Source organism: Haloparvum alkalitolerans, assembly GCF_050122995.1.
Classification (GTDB): Archaea; Halobacteriota; Halobacteria; order Halobacteriales; family Haloferacaceae; genus Haloparvum; species Haloparvum alkalitolerans.
This window is the reverse complement of record NZ_JBNLIA010000013.1, coordinates 78221-92930: the sequence shown is the minus strand read 5'-3', so window position 1 is coordinate 92930 and position 14710 is coordinate 78221. Positions and strand designations below refer to the sequence as shown.

General features: G+C 71.0%; 15 protein-coding genes. 8 read left to right on the top strand and 7 right to left on the bottom strand.

The features are described from left to right. The first annotated feature begins 12 nt into the window (after positions 1-12). A complete protein-coding gene (locus tag ACQE3L_RS12685; RefSeq protein ID WP_426964217.1) occupies positions 13-1626 on the top strand; it encodes a flippase activity-associated protein Agl23 in 1614 nt (537 codons plus the stop codon). A gap of 54 nt (positions 1627-1680) precedes the next feature. On the opposite strand, the gene ACQE3L_RS12680 is transcribed toward ACQE3L_RS12685, so the two are convergent. Beyond that, on the bottom strand, positions 1681-2631 hold the full coding sequence (locus tag ACQE3L_RS12680) for a transcription initiation factor IIB (RefSeq protein WP_058366704.1): 951 nt from the start codon (positions 2629-2631) through the stop codon (positions 1681-1683). 308 nt (positions 2632-2939) lie between these two features. Here ACQE3L_RS12680 and ACQE3L_RS12675 point away from each other — a divergent pair, with 308 nt between their 5' ends. Then, positions 2940-3344 carry a DUF7961 family protein gene (locus tag ACQE3L_RS12675; protein WP_426964216.1) on the top strand — a complete coding sequence of 135 codons (405 nt, stop codon included), beginning with the start codon at positions 2940-2942 and terminating at the stop codon, positions 3342-3344. Then, positions 3344-3979, top strand: coding sequence for an METTL5 family protein (locus tag ACQE3L_RS12670; protein WP_426964214.1), 636 nt, complete (start codon positions 3344-3346; stop codon positions 3977-3979). Before ACQE3L_RS12675 ends, ACQE3L_RS12670 begins: the two co-directional genes overlap by 1 nt. Before the next feature lie 41 nt (positions 3980-4020). On the opposite strand, the gene ACQE3L_RS12665 is transcribed toward ACQE3L_RS12670, so the two are convergent. The 3 genes from ACQE3L_RS12665 to ACQE3L_RS12655 all read right to left on the bottom strand — a co-directional run bounded on the left by ACQE3L_RS12665 (position 4021) and on the right by ACQE3L_RS12655 (position 6375). Then, positions 4021-5688: a rhomboid family intramembrane serine protease gene (locus ACQE3L_RS12665; protein WP_426964213.1), complete on the bottom strand. Its 1668-nt coding sequence runs from the start codon at positions 5686-5688 to the stop codon at positions 4021-4023. A gap of 83 nt (positions 5689-5771) precedes the next feature. Then, a complete protein-coding gene (locus ACQE3L_RS12660) occupies positions 5772-6050 on the bottom strand; it encodes a UPF0058 family protein (protein ID WP_426964212.1) in 279 nt (92 codons plus the stop codon). A 106-nt stretch (positions 6051-6156) separates the two neighbouring features. Further along, complete coding sequence (locus tag ACQE3L_RS12655) at positions 6157-6375, bottom strand: ribbon-helix-helix domain-containing protein (protein WP_058366709.1); 219 nt, start codon at positions 6373-6375, stop codon at positions 6157-6159. Between the two features lie 176 nt (positions 6376-6551). On the opposite strand from ACQE3L_RS12655, the gene ACQE3L_RS12650 reads away from it, so the two are divergent. Further along, a complete protein-coding gene (locus ACQE3L_RS12650; protein WP_426964210.1) occupies positions 6552-7145 on the top strand; it encodes a sulfite oxidase-like oxidoreductase in 594 nt (197 codons plus the stop codon). A gap of 58 nt (positions 7146-7203) precedes the next feature. Beyond that, positions 7204-8604, top strand: coding sequence for an isochorismate synthase (locus tag ACQE3L_RS12645; protein WP_426964209.1), 1401 nt, complete (start codon positions 7204-7206; stop codon positions 8602-8604). Between the two features lie 40 nt (positions 8605-8644). Here the strand turns inward: ACQE3L_RS12645 and ACQE3L_RS12640 are convergent, their stop codons facing one another. Next, a complete protein-coding gene (locus ACQE3L_RS12640) occupies positions 8645-9385 on the bottom strand; it encodes a proteasome assembly chaperone family protein (RefSeq protein ID WP_426964208.1) in 741 nt (246 codons plus the stop codon). Positions 9386-9508: 123 nt separating this feature from the next. On the opposite strand from ACQE3L_RS12640, the gene ACQE3L_RS12635 reads away from it, so the two are divergent. Next, a complete protein-coding gene (locus ACQE3L_RS12635; protein WP_426964207.1) occupies positions 9509-10477 on the top strand; it encodes an RsmB/NOP family class I SAM-dependent RNA methyltransferase in 969 nt (322 codons plus the stop codon). Beyond that, a complete protein-coding gene (locus ACQE3L_RS12630; protein WP_426964206.1) occupies positions 10474-11004 on the top strand; it encodes a DUF7122 family protein in 531 nt (176 codons plus the stop codon). Before ACQE3L_RS12635 ends, ACQE3L_RS12630 begins: the two co-directional genes overlap by 4 nt. A 219-nt stretch (positions 11005-11223) precedes the next feature. On the opposite strand, the gene ACQE3L_RS12625 is transcribed toward ACQE3L_RS12630, so the two are convergent. Continuing rightward, complete coding sequence (locus tag ACQE3L_RS12625) at positions 11224-12732, bottom strand: DUF790 family protein (RefSeq protein ID WP_426964204.1); 1509 nt, start codon at positions 12730-12732, stop codon at positions 11224-11226. A gap of 154 nt (positions 12733-12886) precedes the next feature. Here ACQE3L_RS12625 and ACQE3L_RS12620 point away from each other — a divergent pair, with 154 nt between their 5' ends. Next, positions 12887-13300, top strand: a complete 414-nt coding sequence (locus tag ACQE3L_RS12620) for a hypothetical protein (RefSeq protein ID WP_426964203.1) — start codon at positions 12887-12889, stop codon at positions 13298-13300. A gap of 43 nt (positions 13301-13343) precedes the next feature. Here the strand turns inward: ACQE3L_RS12620 and ACQE3L_RS12615 are convergent, their stop codons facing one another. Continuing rightward, a complete protein-coding gene (locus ACQE3L_RS12615; RefSeq protein WP_426964202.1) occupies positions 13344-14693 on the bottom strand; it encodes a DEAD/DEAH box helicase family protein in 1350 nt (449 codons plus the stop codon). Positions 14694-14710: the final 17 nt, after the last annotated feature.

Genomic DNA, 14710 nt, shown 5'->3' with positions numbered 1-14710 from the left:
AACGCCACGCGTATGGCTCACAGCCGGGACCGGGTCCGGATCGCCGTCGTCGCGGTCGTGGTGCTCGCGCTCGTCGCGCGCGTCGTCGGCCTCGGCTCCCGGCCGTTCCACTGGGACGAGGCCCGCGTCGGCTACTGGACGCTCCGCTACGCCGAGACCGGCGTCTACGAGTACCGGCCCGTCGCCGGCGGCCCCCTGCTGTATCACGCCGGGAAGTGGCTCGTCCGTCTCGGCGGCGCCTCGGATTGGCTCGCGCGCCTGCCCGTCGCGCTCGTCGGGGGGCTGCTGCCCGCGGCGGCGCTGCTGTTCCGGGGTCGCCTCCGCGACGACGAGACCGTCGCGACCGCGGTGGTGCTCGCGTTCTGCCCGCTTTTGGTCTACTACGGACGGTTCCTCCGGGCCGACCTGATCGCGGCGGCTGCGGCGCTGGCGGCGGTCGGGACCGTCCTGCGCTGGGTCGCGACGGACCGCGACCGTTACCTCTACGCCGCGGCCGCGCTGGTCGCGGTCGCGGCCGCCACCTCCGGGTTCGCCGTCGCGACGCTGTTCGTGACCGTCGTGGCGGGCGTCGTGACGGTCGACCACCGTCGGGTGACGGGGGCAGGGGGAACCGTGCCGACGGCGCTGGCGGCGCGGGGCGGCTGGCTGGTCGAGCGCGCGACGCCGCTCGCGCGTGCACTGTTCGTCTTCCTCGGGACGTGGGCGCTCCTGTTCGCACCCCGCGGTGCCGGGCTACTCGCGGATCCGGTCGCGCTCGCGGAGCGGACCTACGTCGACCCGGTTCACGCGTTCCTCGCGGTCAGGGTGGCCAACCGCGCCGGCACGGAGTTCATTCCGTTTCTGTCGGACGGAGTGAGCACCCTGCTGGCGAGTTCCGCCCCCCTCTTTCTCGTCGCCGTCGGCGGCTTCCTCGCGGACCGGTACGGCGTCCTCGGGGGCGGACGTCGGCCGATCGTCGAGTTCACCGCCGTCTGGGCGGGCCTCGGGGTCGTGGCCTACCCGGTCGTCGCCGAGGTCGTGGCGCCGTGGACGCTCGTCCATCTGCTGGTCCCGCTTTCGGTCCCCGCGGGGGTCGGGCTGGCGCTGGTGGTCCGATGGGGGAGCGAGGCGGTCGACGCCGGCGACGCGGCGCGCGCGACCGCGGCGCTGCTGCTGTTGCTCGCGGTCGGCGTCCACGCGGGCGTCGTGCTCGCGGACGACGTGTACGGGCCGTCGAGCCCCGACGCCTCGACCGCGCAGTTCGGCCAGCCCGCGGACGACCTCGAACCGCTCGCCGCGGAGATGGAGGCCGCGCTCGCGGGCGCCGAGGGCGCGAACGCGCGCGTCGTCTACGTCGGGGAGCGCTACTACCTCCACGACGAGTCGGTGACCGACCGGCCGCCGATAACCCCCGAGAGCGCGCGCGAGGCGTGGGGCGAGCGCCTGCCGCTCCCGTGGTACACGGAACGCGCGGGCGCGGCGACGGACAGCGTCACCCGACCCGCCGACCTGTCCGGCGAGCCCGCGGTCGTGATCGCGGACCCGGCCCACGAGACGGAAGTGGCCGACCGGCTCCCGGACCACGAGGCCGAGACGGTTCGGCTCGGGCTCTGGAACCGCGAGGTCGTCGTGTTCGTGGCGACGTAGGTTGCAGTCCGGTCGTCGGCCGAGCCGGACCTGAGAAGAGGCGTGCGCGACCGACTACCGGAAGCCCATCGCTTCGATCTGTTCCTGGTATCGGTTGCGGATGGTGACTTCGGTCACCTGCGCCACGTCGGCGACCTCGCGCTGGGTCTTCTTCTCGTTACAGAGCAGGGAGGCGGCGTAGATCGCCGCGGCCGCGAAGCCGGTCGGGGACTTGCCCGAGAGTAACCCCTGTTCGGCGGAGACGTCGATGATCTCCGTCGCCTTCGCCTGCACCTCCTCGGAGAGTTCGAGCGCCGAGGCGAACCGCGGGACGAACTGCTTCGGGTCGACCGGTTTCAGCTCGAGACCGAGCTCCTGAGAGATGTAGCGGTAGGTGCGTCCGATCTCCTTTTGCGGCACGCGGGAGACCTCCGCGACCTCGTCCAGCGAGCGGGGGATCCCCTCCTGTCGGCAGGCGGCGTAGAGCGCGGCCGTGGAGACGCCCTCGATAGAGCGGCCGCGGATCAGGTCCTCCGAGAGCGCGCGTCGATAGATGACCGACGCGACCTCGCGGACCGACCGCGGCACGCCCAGCGCCGACGCCATGCGGTCGATCTCCGAGAGCGCGAACTGGAGGTTCCGCTCACCCGCGTCCTTCGTTCGGATGCGTTCCTGCCACTTCCGCAGCCGGTGCATCTGCGACCGCTTCTCCGAGGAGATCGAGCGGCCGTAGGCGTCCTTGTCCTTCCAGTCGATCGTCGTCGTCAGCCCGCGGTCGTGCATCGTCTCCGTGATCGGGGCGCCGACGCGGGACTTCGACTGCCGTTCCGAGTGGTTGAACGCCCGCCACTCCGGGCCGCGGTCGATCTGGTTCTCGTCCAGCACCAGCCCGCAGTCGTCACACACCAGCTCGTGGTCCGCGTCCGTCACGATCTCCGCCGAGTCGCACTCGGGACACGTGACCGCCTCCTCGCCCTCCTGTTCGGTCTCCCGCTGCTGCTGGCGCTGCCGCGTCGGGCGTTCCATTATAAGATTTGTGGTCAGTCGCTCATTTAAACCTTTGTGACGGATTCACGACTGTTTTCGACCGCCGGTGATCGAGGCGTGTCCGGAAACGCACCGTTGGGGCGTCTAAACCCCCGGAACCGGCACCTCCCCGACCGTGTCTGGAGGTGGGTCGACCGTCGGCCGGCGCGACGAGGCCGGTCGCGTTCACGTCCGGTGCTCGGTCGCGTCGACCGGCCGCCCACGCGACGGGGGGAGCGCCAGTTCGACGGGTTATTACCACCAAACATTCACAAAGACTTTTGTATAACTACCGAATATGGGTGGGTATGAGCACCACCGAGTCTGCCGGCGTGGACGCCCCGATCAGCGGCTGTCGCCCCGCGGACGTCGAACCCGTCGTCGTGGACGGGTCGGACCTGGAGAGCACCGCGCCCGAGTACCTACGCGACCTCAAGAGCGCGCTGTCGGCGGAGAACTACCAGCCGGCGACCCTGTCCGTCGACGCCTGCTTCGCGGAGGACTGCTCGCTGGCCACGCAGGAGGAGGCCGACCGGCTGCGCGGCTACGTCCGCGCCGCGGCGTTCCTCGGCGCCGGTCGCATCGAACTCGCGGTCGACGAGGTCGCCGAGCCCGCGAAGGTCGAGCCCGCGCTCGCGGCGCTGGCCGAGCGCGCCGACCGCGAGGGCGTGACCCTCACCCTTACGGGCGAGGCCGACGTGACTTCGGCTTGATGGCAACCAAGCGCGCGCTCGAGACCAAGCTGGCGGTCGTCGCCGGCTTCGACGACCCGCGCGCCGCCCTCGAACAGTACCCCACGCCCCCGGAGCTGGCCGCACACGTCGTCCACCTCGCCGACCTCCACGGCGACGTCGAGGCCCGAACCGTCATCGACCTCGGCGCCGGCACCGGGATGTTCGCGCTCGCGGCCGCCCTCCGCGGTCCCGCCCGGGTCGTCGGACTCGAACTCGACCCGAGCGCGCTCGCGGTCGCCCGCGAGAACGAGCGCCGCGTCGCCGCCAGCGCCCCCGTCCACTGGGTCCGCGGCGACGCGACGCGCGCGCCGCTTTCCGTCCCCGACCCCGCGACCGTCGTGATGAACCCCCCGTTCGGCGCACGGACCGGCAACGAGCACGCCGACCGCGCCTTCCTCGCGACCGCCGCGGAGGTCTCGGCCGTCTCCTACTCCGTTCACAACGCCGGCAGCCGCGAGTTCGTGGAGTCCTTCGCAGCCGACAACGGTGGGACGGTGACCCACGCCTTCGGCGCGAGCTTCGAGCTCGACAGGCAGTTCGAGCACCACACCGCCGACCGGACCGAGATCGACGCGGAGGTGTTCCGCATCGCGTGGGACGGCGGCTCGGACTGATCCGCCCGGCGGGCGTCTGAGAACCCGTCTCCGGAGCGTGCTCAGGTGTATCGCTCGGCGTTCGCGATCCGGACCCGGGTCTCGCCGCGCTCCGCGTAGAGCCGCCGGTCCTCGCGCTCGAAGGCGATCCCGCCGACGACGACGGACTCGTTGGTCGCCGGGAGCGCGGCGCTGGCCGTCTCGTTCCCCGCCGCCACCCGGAGGTCGAAGCCGCCCTCGACGGCCGCGACCGTCACGTTCCGACCGTCGATGGTCGCCTCGGCTTCGCTCGGCTCCGAGACGAATGCGGTCCTCGTCTCGCCGTCGTGCACGAGGTCGATCCGGTACGTCGGGTCGCCCCCGACGGCGCGCCAGCCGGCCCGCCGCACGTCTACGTCCTCCCGCCAGCCGGTCCCGCCGACCCGGACCTGGCCCGCGCCGTCCTGCGCGAGCCTGCCCTTGGTCAGCGCGGTCGTCCAGATGTGCCTGTCCGGGTTGCGAACGATGACGCCGGACGTGTTGACGGCGGTCGACTGGTTGAACGCCTCCACGTCGATCACCGACACCGTCTGGTCGCGCACGTCCTCGGCGTAGGTGACCTCGTAGCCCTCGATCTCGACCGGGTCGCCCGGAAGTGGTTCGTCGGTCGTGGTCATCATGTTGACCGGGACCGCGGGGCCGACGACGACGCCGAAGCCGAGACACAGCACCACGAGCGCGACCGCCCGGGGCGAGGCCGACCGGGCGGCCTCGCGGAACCCCTCCGGCCGGTCGACCGCCCACCGCCGGAGCAGCGGCGCCGCGCTCGCGGCGCCCGCGGCCGCGACGAGGACCGCCAGAACGACGACCAGGCTCGTTCCGACCGCCCGGAAGAGCCGGTAGCTCTCGTTGCCGAGGTACCAGTACACCGCCCAGAGCCCCTGCGAGGCACCGAACAGAAGGGTCCCCGCGAACAGACGCAGTCCGCTCGGCCGCTCGTCGCGGTGACGAAGCACGTACAGCCCCGCGAAAACGCCCAGAAACAGCCCGAGCGCGTGTCCCTGGACCGCGATCCCGGCCCACCACGGCGCCGAGTAGGAGGGCCCCGCGGACGCCTCGATCACGGGGTTGCGGAACGCGTTCCACAGGAGGCGGACGAGCGAGGAGCCCGCGAGCGCGACCACCGCGCCGAGCGGATAGTGGACCAGCGCGAAGCCCCACATCGCGAAGACGACGCCCGAGAAGCCGATGACGGGGCCGAGCGCGAACAGCGCGGTCAACAGCCCGCAGACGAACACCGCTGCGGGCACGAACGCGAACGCGCGAACGTAGGGGTTCCGCCGAAGCGAGGAGAACGACGACGTGCCGCGACCATGCGGGAAATGGCCGTACGCGTACTCCGCGAGCGTCCCGGCGACGAGCGTCCCCAGCAAGTTGCCGGTGACGTGGCCGAAGTTCGCGTGCGCGAAGCCGGCCCAGATCATCCCCTCCGGGTAAAGGTACGACCACGCGCGGAAGGGGATGACCACGGGTCGGTAGGGATTCCGGGCCCCACCCTGCACGAAGAGATAGACGCAGACGACGAACGCGACGGCCAGGAGCGTCCCCCACGGCACGCCGAGCAGCAGCCGGGACCTGAGGCGCCGCCCCCAGGCGCCGCGCGGGCGGTCGATCGCCCACACGACCCCGAAAGCGGCCAGAAACGCGACGACGACGGCCAGCCGGTGAACCGGCACCGCGTCAAGCACCATGTGCCCGTGTTCGGACGGGCGCGCTAATGAATGGCGCGGCCGGCGTCGCGGTTAGCGCGGCCGGCCGGGACCGGAAGAAGCGATCAGATCTTGCTCTCGGCGTCGTCGGCCAGCTCCTGCATGCGCTTGCCGACGCGGCCGGCCGCGGAGAACTCGTCCTCGCTCATCGCGGTCGCGAGGGCGTTCCCGAGCACGAAGACGGCGTGTTTGTGCTCGCTCTTGGACTTGTGAACGTGAGAGGGGTCGACGTCCAGCTGGTGGTACGGCTCGAAGAGGTCCTCGTCGACGTTCTCGCGCTGCTCGAAGTACTCCATGATGGTGACCATCTCGTCGTGGAGCTCGAGGAGTTCTTCCTTGTGCATGCTTCCACGAAGGGGTGAGACCCCTTTAAGAGTTATTGGGGAATCCTCGCACGCGGGCACGCTCGCGGGCGCCTCGGAACGTCTCGCGGTGATTCAGCGCGGCACGTCAGAAAACGTACTCGTCTTCGTGACCCATCATTCCGCCCTCCTCCTCGAAGGACGGCCCCTCCTCCTCGTCGGTCGGACCACTGGTCTTGTAGGCCTTGATACCGGTCGACAGCAGGTCCTCGATGGCCTCTTCGCGATTCAGGAATTCGCCCTTCTCGACCATCTGGGCGATCTGCATCTCCAGGTGCTCGGGAACGGTTATCTCGACGTTGGGCATTCTCTGTTCCCGCGTAAACGGACGGTGTATATAAATCTGCTGGCGAGTCCCGGGGGAGACGCAAAGAGATAGTGGGGCTGTGTGAACAGAGGTTTCTACTCGGGCAAATTGCCTTCGTGTTCTCGAAACGAGCGGCGAGTCGTTAACCATACGTAAACCGGGGCCCGATCCCGTGTATGGTCGAGGACGTCACCCAGCTCTACCGCGAGTACGGCGACGAGCGGCTTCCGCCGGGGCAGCGAAAGACCGACCGGTTCCCGGTACTCTCGAAGAGCGGCACGCCGTCGTGGACGCGCGAGGACTGGGCGTTCGAGGTCTTCGGCGCGGTCGAGGAGCCGCTTTCGTTCTCCTACGAGGAGTTCCGGGACCTCCCGAGCGTCACCCAGCGACAGGACTTCCACTGTGTCACCGGCTGGAGCAAGTTCGACTGCGAGTTCACCGGCGTCCCGTTTCCGGAGATCGCGGAGCGCGCCGGCGTGGACGACGACGCGGTCCACGTGATGTTCCACGCGATGGACGGCTACACGACGAACCTCCCGCTTTCCGAGTGCGACCGCGATGCGGTGCTGTTCGTCTACGACTACGACGGCGAGGAGCTCCCCACGGACCACGGCGGACCGCTCCGCGTCGTCACGCCCCACAAGTACGCCTACAAGGGTGCCAAGTGGGTCGACGGCGTGGAGTTCCTCACCGAACCGGAGCGGGGCTACTGGGAGAAGCGCGGCTACTCGAACACGGCGAACCCGTGGAACGAGGAGCGGTACAGCTGACCTCTTCGCACGTCTCCGATAGTTAGGGTAAAGGAGCCGGGGACCCGACCGTCTTTTAATGGAGTCGCCACGCTCGACCGACCGTCCGACGCTCGTGAGCCGGGCGACCCGGATCGACCCGCCTGCGTTCCGCGCCGCCTTCGACGCGCTGGACGCGCCGCGGACGGTCTGGAGCGCCCCGGGCGAGGCGACGGTGGTCGCGGGCGGCGCCGCCGCGACCCTGACCGCGGATAGCTCCGATCGGTTCGTGGCGGTCCGCGACGCCGCCGAGGCGCTGTTCCGCTCCGGCGACGTTCACGCCGGAACCGAGGCCGCACGTCCCCGGCTGTTCGGCGGGTTCTCGTTCCACGCCGACCGCGGAGAACGCGACGGGGCCGTCGCGGAGAGCGAGGCGGCCGCGGTGCCCGAACCCACCGGGGCAGACGACGGAGGTGGTGCGTGGTCCGAATTTCCCGACGCCCGCTTCGTCTTCCCGCGCGTGCAGGTGACGTTCGCCGACAACGGCGTCTGGCTCACGGTCAACGCCGCCGGACCGGACGCGGATCCGGACGCGGTCGAGCGTCGCCTCGACGCGGAGCGCGAGTCACTCTCCGGGCTCGAAGACGAGACGCCGCGACCGCCACGCCCCGGGATCGAGGCGCGGCGCCGGACGACGACGCTCACCGACTGGCGGGCCGGGGTAGAAGAAGCGATCGACCGGATCGAGTCCGGCCGGCTCCGAAAGGTCGTGCTCGCACAGGCGCTGGAGACCGATCTCGGGGCGGACCTGCCGTGGGGAGCGACGCTCGAACGGCTCGCCGAGGCGTACCCGGACTGTCGCCGTTTCTGCATCGAGCCGGACGCCGGAGGGACGGCGTTCATCGGCGCCACGCCCGAGCGACTGGTTTCGCTTCGCGGACGGACCGTCGAAACCGACGCGCTTGCGGGAACGACCGGTCGCGGCGAGACGCCCGAAGAGGACGAGTGGCTCGCCGAGGAGCTGCTCGCGGACGCGAAGAACAGCCACGAACACGAGATCGTCGTCGACGCGATCCGGGACCAACTCGACCCCTTCGCGGCCTCGATCGCGACCGGGCAGCGCCGGGTGAAGCGACTGGCGACCGTCCAACACCTTCACACGCCGATCACGGCGGAACTGAACGACGACCACCACGTCCTCGACCTGGTGGAGGCGCTCCACCCGACGCCGGCGGTCGGCGGGCTCCCACCGGACGCTGCACTCGACACGATCCGCGCGACGGAGCCGTTCGACCGCGGGTGGTACGCGGCGCCGGTCGGGTGGATCGACGCCGCCGGCAACGGGAGTTTCGCGGTCGCGATCCGGTCGGCGGTCGTCGCGCGCCGGCGCGCGACGCTGTTCGCCGGCGTCGGGATCGTCGCCGACTCCGATCCGGACCGCGAGTGGGACGAGGTCCAACTCAAGTACCGCCCGATCCTCGACGAGCTGGAACGCGATTGAGGCGCCACGGGCCGCAGCCCCCAACGGGGCGACGCCCCGGCTACTGATACATCCGCAGCGGCGTCGCCTGCGTGCTCTCCTCCTCGGCGTTCTGCATCCGGCGCGCGAGCTGCTCCTTCGCGCGCTGGATCTCCGTGGCGTGATCGACGAGGTCGTCGGTGGGAACCTCGACCCCCGACAGCGGCTCGATCCCCTTCGTGATCAGGATCCGCGACGCCTCGGGATCGGGGAATTCGGGGTCCGATTCGACGACGAGCCCGACCGCGGTCGCGCCTCGCTCGACGGCGTGGGACAGCAGCGCTCCCGTCGGTCCGGAGACCAACCCCGGCTCCGCTGGATCGTCGATCCCGGCGTCGGAGAGCAGTTCACGTCCCTCGCCGCTCGCGACCCCGTACATCGCCGGCGGTTCGGGCCCCTTCTCCCGGGGCAACCCGGAGAGGAACAGCGGCGTCACGCCCTCCTCGTCGAGCCAGCCGGAGACGCAGTCCGCGAACTCCGTCGCGGCCGTGGGCGAGACGGGCACGTCGCTCTGGAGCACCACGAGGTTCCGATCCCGGTCGGCGTACAGCCGCACGGGGCTCGTTAACCCGGGATCGTCCTCGCCGTAGGTGACGACGGCCGGCAGTCCCTCGCAGTGGACGTTGGCGTAGTGAGTCATCTCGAAGGCCTCGACCAGATGGTCCGCAGCGATCTTCCCCACGAGGCCGACGCCGGGCAGTCCCTCGACGAGCAGCGGCTCCGCGAGGTCGATGTCGTCGGCGACGACGTTGATACGCGCCATGACGATCCGTAGGGGCCCAGGCGAGTAAATAGCCCCCCGTCGACCGCGACTCGCTGGGACCCTCCTCGACCGATGTCGGTGCCCCTCCGAAACCGACAAAGCCGCCGGCGCGAAACGGCGCGTATGAACCCACTGGAGCGGTACGAGCCGCTCGTCGACGACACGGCGGCGTTCCGGGCGGCCTGCGACCGGCCGCTCCCCTCCGTCGTCCGCGTCAACACGATCAAGGCGGACCGTGACCGGGCGGTCGGTGCGCTCGAACAGGAGGGCGTGACGTTCGAACCGGTCGACTGGCACGACGACCTCTTCCGGCTCCCGGACCGGAGTCCGGGCACGAACTGGGCCTACTTCCACGGCTGGCTCCACGGACAGGAGGAGGTCTCGGTACTGCCCGGGCTCGCGCTGGACCCGCAGCCCGGCGAGCGCGTCTGGGACGCCTGCGCGGCGCCGGGGAGCAAGACGACCCAGCTGTCGGCCGCGATGGACGACACCGGGACGGTCGTCGCGAACGACAGCAACCTCGGCCGGCTGTCCGCGCTCAGACACAACACCGAGCGGCTCGGCGTCACGAACGTCGCGGTGACGAACCAGGACGCTCGCAACTTCTCCCTGAAGCCGTTCGCGTTCGACGCGTTCGACCGCGCGCTGGTGGACGCCCCCTGCTCCTGTGAGGGGACCTGCCGGAAGAACCCTGACGTGCTCGACGAGTGGACCCTCCACCACGTCGAGCAGGTCGCAGGGATCCAGAAGGGAATCTTGACCCGCGCGGTGCAGGCGACGAAGCCCGGCGGCACCGTCGTCTACTCGACGTGCACGTTCGCGCCCGAGGAGAACGAGGCGGTGCTGGACCACGTCCTCGAGGCGGAGGACTGCGAACTCGTTCCGTTCGACCTGCCGCTGGAGACGGTTCCCGGCGTCACGGAGTGGGACGGCGAGACGTTCGATCCGAGCGTCGAGCGCACTCACCGCGTCTATCCGCACCACAACGACACGGGTGGGTTCTTCTGCGCGAAGCTCCGCGTCGGCGGCGAGTCGGACGCCGAGGCCGCGGCGGACGAGGAATCGGCCGCGGACGAGGAGGTGGCGGCGTGAGCGACGAGCCGACCAACGACGGCCACCGGTTCGACCGACTGCCGGCGACCGCGGCGGAGCGCGAGGTTCCCGGACGGGCGACGCGCGAGGAGGTCGTCGACTGGTGGGTCGAGCGGTTCGGCGTGGACCCATCGCTGTTCGACGGCTACTCCTTCTGGGAGAAAGGCGCCGGGAAGATCTGGATCTACAACGGCGACGCGCCGGACGGCGTCCGGATCGAGGCGATCGGGATGACGTTCCTGCGGACGCGACAGGAACACTGGAAGCCGACGACGCGCGCCGCCTCGCGGTTCGGGCGTCACGCGACCCGGAACGTCGTCGTGCTGGACGACGAGGAGGCCCGCCGGTTCGCGGCCGGCGAGGACCAGGAGCTGGATCGGTGGGACGGCGACTGGGGCTACCTGATCGCGGCCCACGAGATCGCGGGCGGGACGGAGCCGATCGGCGTCGGGCTCTACCTGCACGGCGAACTCAGGTCGCGCGTGCCGAAGGGGAGTCGCGAGGACCTCGGGTCGTTGGCCGAGTAGCGGACGCGGGGCGCGCGGAGCCGCCGACGAACGAGGGTGGCGAACAGGCGACACGGGATGGAGCCGGTGGTGGGCCTCCGAGCGAGTCCGCGCGGCGACGTGTCGCACCGACCGAGTGGCCCGCTGCGCGGCGCGTCGTCAGGTCACGGGGCGAGTGGCGCGCTATCGGACAAAAGGGTACGCCCGCGGGCGGTCGACGAGCGACCATCCCTCGCCGTTCTACTCGTCGTCCTTCTCGCGGACGGTTCCGCCGCCAAGCCCCTCCCACGCGACCCGGTAGCCGAGCCGCGAGAGCGCGGCGCTGGCGTCCTCGATACCCGCGTCTCGCAGGGCCTCCTCGGCCGCACCGAGGTCCATCCCCGGCTCGATCCGACCCCGCAACTCGTCGAGGAGCGCCGGCCTGACGAGCGTCCGTCCGACGCGCTCGTGGTCGGGGAACTCCCGCCGCTCCATCGCGTCGACCGCGACGCCGTACTCGTCCGCGAGGGCGGCGAGCGTCACCGCGTCGGCGTCCGGGACGATCGACTCGGGGAGGGCCGCGGCCGCGTCCGCGAGCAGGTCGGCCTCGTACTCCCGGAGCACGTCGACCACGTCCTTGACGCGCACGTCGCCCGCGTACGAGACCACGCGGTGGTCGCGGGCGGCGATCTCCTCGCCGACGCCGAGGCTCTCGTCGACGGCCACGACCATCTCCACGTCCTCCAGCCGGTCGAGCTGGTCGAGCTTCTTCTCGACGTAGGCGGGCGTCCAGAACCCCATCACCTCGAAGAAGACGCGGAAGTCCGCGTGCGCGTAGTCGAACGCGAAGTCGGGGATCATTACCCGGTTTCCGGTTTCGAGCGGCTCCGGCTCGCGGACGAGCTCCCAGTCGAGGTCGAGCGCCCGGAACCGCCCGGCGAACTCGGCCTCCACGCCGCTGTCGAAGCTCGGCTCCGCGAGCGGCTCGACGCCCGGAACCGAGACGTCGCCGTCCGAGAGCGTCAGCAGGCGCTCCGTCCCGCGGTCGTCGACGGTCGCCTCGAGGCGCCACTCCGGGGCCGCGGCGACGGTTCTGAGCAGTCGGGCGAACGCAGTTCCGTACCGCCGGGTCCGGCGGAACAGCGCGTCCGGGCCGGTCACGACGACTTCCCGGCCGGCGTCTGTCTTCCGGATTTCGTACATCAGCCGGAGCCGCTTGACCGCGGAGACGAGCGCCTTCGGGTCGGCCGACCGGACGCGGACCTCGGTCGCGTCGAACAGCGCCGTCTGCGCGAGCGAGAGGTTGTACTGCTCGATCAGGCCGTCGGGGTCCCATCGCGGGTCGAACCCGGCGAGCACCTCGTTGGCGTCGCGGTCGGCGTACAGCGAGGCCTCGACCGCGTCCGGCTCGACCCCGAGCCGGTCGGCCGCCCGGCCCACCGCAGTCTCGCGGTCCGACTCGGTGACGACGCCGACCGCCTCGGCCGTCTCGAACGCGACGCGCCGAGCGCGCTCGGGCGGGACGGGCGCGCGCGTCTCGAAGGCGGCGTCCCGCTCGGCCAGCGACGCGAGTCCGCGGACGAGCTTGAAGTCGTCCGCGTCGGCCTCCAGCGCGTCGAGCCGGTCGTCGAGTTCGGCCCGCGTCTCGCCGACCGCCTCCGCGAACGTCCCGAGCACGCGCGCCGCGAGCGGCCGGGCTTCCCGACCGACGAACTCGGGGCGATACCCGCCCCCGGAACGCGAGACACGCAGGAGGTCCTTTCGCAGCATCGTCCGTCGTTCGCGGCCGTCGGATAAAAGGCGCCGGGATGCGAGGCGGGCGGAGGCGAGCGCTGGCGGGTCCCGCGGCCGTCGTGGGAAGCGGGCCGACGACGTCCCGACCGGCAGGACAACGCCTATGGTTGCACGCGGGAACGATACGCGCATGCGACGACGGGACGCGATAGCGGGCGGCCTCGGGATCGGCGCGGTCCTTCTGTCCGGCTGCGTCTCCGAGGCCGCCCCCTCGGGGCCCAGAAACCCGCCGGGAGAAGAGGACGCGCGGTCCGAGGACCCCTCCGAGTCCGACGGGCGCGACCCCGGACTCCACGTGAGCGACTTCGCCTTCTCGGAGGACGGCGACGGCGAACTCCTCGTGACGGTGACGGTGGCCAACGACGCGACCAACGAGCGTTCGGGGACGGTCGTCGTCAGCGTCAGCGTCCCCGACGAGGACCACGAGGAGACGGCGCCGGTGACGGTCCCAGCCGGCGGCTCCGAGACGGTCGAGCTGTCCGTGCCGGTCGACTACGAGACGTTCGACAGAAACGGGAGCGCGTTCGCCGAGGTGGAGTCCTGATCGCCCTGCCGGCCCCCAACCGTACTCCTCCGCCGGAGCGACCTCACCGCCGACGCTGAGCGACCCGCTCCTCCGCGGTCTCGGCGCTGACCAGTTCGTACAGCGTCGCGCGGCCGCCGTCCTCCTTCGGGCGCAGGATCCGGCCGAGCCGCTGGGTGAACTCGCGCTCGCTGCCCGACCCGGAGAGGACGACCGCGACGTTGGCGTCCGGCACGTCGACCCCCTCGTCGAGGACGTTCGCGGCCACGATCCGCGAGTAGGTACCGTCCCGGAAGCGCTCGAGGACCTCCCGCCGCTCCGCGGCGCCCGTCTCGCTCGTGATCGCCGGGATCAGGAAGCGGTCCGAGAGCCGGTAGACGAGGTCGGTGTGGGCGGTGAAGACGATGACGCGGTCGTCGGCGTGTTCCTCGAGGATGTCCGCCAGTTCGCGGAGCTTGTGCTCCGCGTTCATCATGATCTCGCGGGCGTCCTGCTTGGCGAGCAGCGCCTCGCGGGCGCGGGGGTCGTTGCCCGAGCGCATCACCAGTTCGCGGTAGTCGCTCCCGCTGGTGAACGTGATCCCGGCCTCGCGGACGTAGTCCACGAAGGTTCCCTGCTTCTCCTCGTAGCGTTCGCGCTCCGCTGGCGTCAACTCGACCTCGATCCGGCGCACGTCGTAGGGGGCGAGGTGGTCGCCGGCGAGGTCGTCAACCTCGAGCGCGTAGACGCGGTCGCCGACCAGGTCCGCGACCGTCTCGTGGGCGCCGTCGGGACGCTCGAACGTCGCGGTGAGGCCGAGTCTGGCGGGCGCCGCGAGCAGGCGGGCGGCGTCGCGGAACCCCTCCCCGCCGAGGTGGTGAACCTCGTCGAAGACGACGAATCCGAACGCGTCGCCCACGTCCTCGGCCTTGAGGTACGCCGAGTCGTACGTCGAGACCGTGATCTGCTCGCGGCGCTGCTCGCCGCCGCCGAACCGACCGACCGGCACGTCGAACTCCGCTTCCAGTTCCCGCTGCCACTGGTCCAGCAGGTCCACCGTGGGAACGACGACCAGCGTCGGAACGCCGAGTTCGACCATCGCGGCGATGGCGATCACCGTCTTTCCGGCGCCGGTCGGCAGTTCGAGGACGCCGCGGTCGCCCGCGTCGCGCCACGCCGCGAGCGCCTCGCGCTGGTACTCCCGCAGGTCGTAGCCCGTCGAGAGGTCCAGTTCGGGGAGGTCGAGCACGCGGTCGTCGACCGTGAGCCCCGCCACCTCGAGCGCCTTCGAGACGGCGGCGTACCGGTACGCGGGCGCGCGCCGGTCGCCGGTTCTGGGGTCCTCCTCGACGCCCGGCAGCGGCGGCAGCGGCTCGTCGACCGCGTCGGCGTCGACGCGCACCGTGCCGTCCTCGTAGGTGAGCCGGACCGTCATCGTTCGATCTGGGCGAC

What these genes read in the sequence shown, in the direction of transcription:
- ACQE3L_RS12685 (WP_426964217.1), top strand. Translation starts at nt 13, where the DNA reads ATGGCTCACAGCCGGGACCGGGTCCGGATCGCCGTCGTCGCGGTCGTG.
- ACQE3L_RS12680 (WP_058366704.1), bottom strand. Translation starts at nt 2,631, where the DNA reads ATGGAACGCCCGACGCGGCAGCGCCAGCAGCAGCGGGAGACCGAACAG.
- ACQE3L_RS12675 (WP_426964216.1), top strand. Translation starts at nt 2,940, where the DNA reads ATGAGCACCACCGAGTCTGCCGGCGTGGACGCCCCGATCAGCGGCTGT.
- ACQE3L_RS12670 (WP_426964214.1), top strand. Translation starts at nt 3,344, where the DNA reads ATGGCAACCAAGCGCGCGCTCGAGACCAAGCTGGCGGTCGTCGCCGGC.
- ACQE3L_RS12665 (WP_426964213.1), bottom strand. Translation starts at nt 5,688, where the DNA reads ATGGTGCTTGACGCGGTGCCGGTTCACCGGCTGGCCGTCGTCGTCGCG.
- ACQE3L_RS12660 (WP_426964212.1), bottom strand. Translation starts at nt 6,050, where the DNA reads ATGCACAAGGAAGAACTCCTCGAGCTCCACGACGAGATGGTCACCATC.
- ACQE3L_RS12655 (WP_058366709.1), bottom strand. Translation starts at nt 6,375, where the DNA reads ATGCCCAACGTCGAGATAACCGTTCCCGAGCACCTGGAGATGCAGATC.
- ACQE3L_RS12650 (WP_426964210.1), top strand. Translation starts at nt 6,552, where the DNA reads ATGGTCGAGGACGTCACCCAGCTCTACCGCGAGTACGGCGACGAGCGG.
- ACQE3L_RS12645 (WP_426964209.1), top strand. Translation starts at nt 7,204, where the DNA reads ATGGAGTCGCCACGCTCGACCGACCGTCCGACGCTCGTGAGCCGGGCG.
- ACQE3L_RS12640 (WP_426964208.1), bottom strand. Translation starts at nt 9,385, where the DNA reads ATGGCGCGTATCAACGTCGTCGCCGACGACATCGACCTCGCGGAGCCG.
- ACQE3L_RS12635 (WP_426964207.1), top strand. Translation starts at nt 9,509, where the DNA reads ATGAACCCACTGGAGCGGTACGAGCCGCTCGTCGACGACACGGCGGCG.
- ACQE3L_RS12625 (WP_426964204.1), bottom strand. Translation starts at nt 12,732, where the DNA reads ATGCTGCGAAAGGACCTCCTGCGTGTCTCGCGTTCCGGGGGCGGGTAT.
- ACQE3L_RS12620 (WP_426964203.1), top strand. Translation starts at nt 12,887, where the DNA reads ATGCGACGACGGGACGCGATAGCGGGCGGCCTCGGGATCGGCGCGGTC.
- ACQE3L_RS12615 (WP_426964202.1), bottom strand. Translation starts at nt 14,693, where the DNA reads ATGACGGTCCGGCTCACCTACGAGGACGGCACGGTGCGCGTCGACGCC.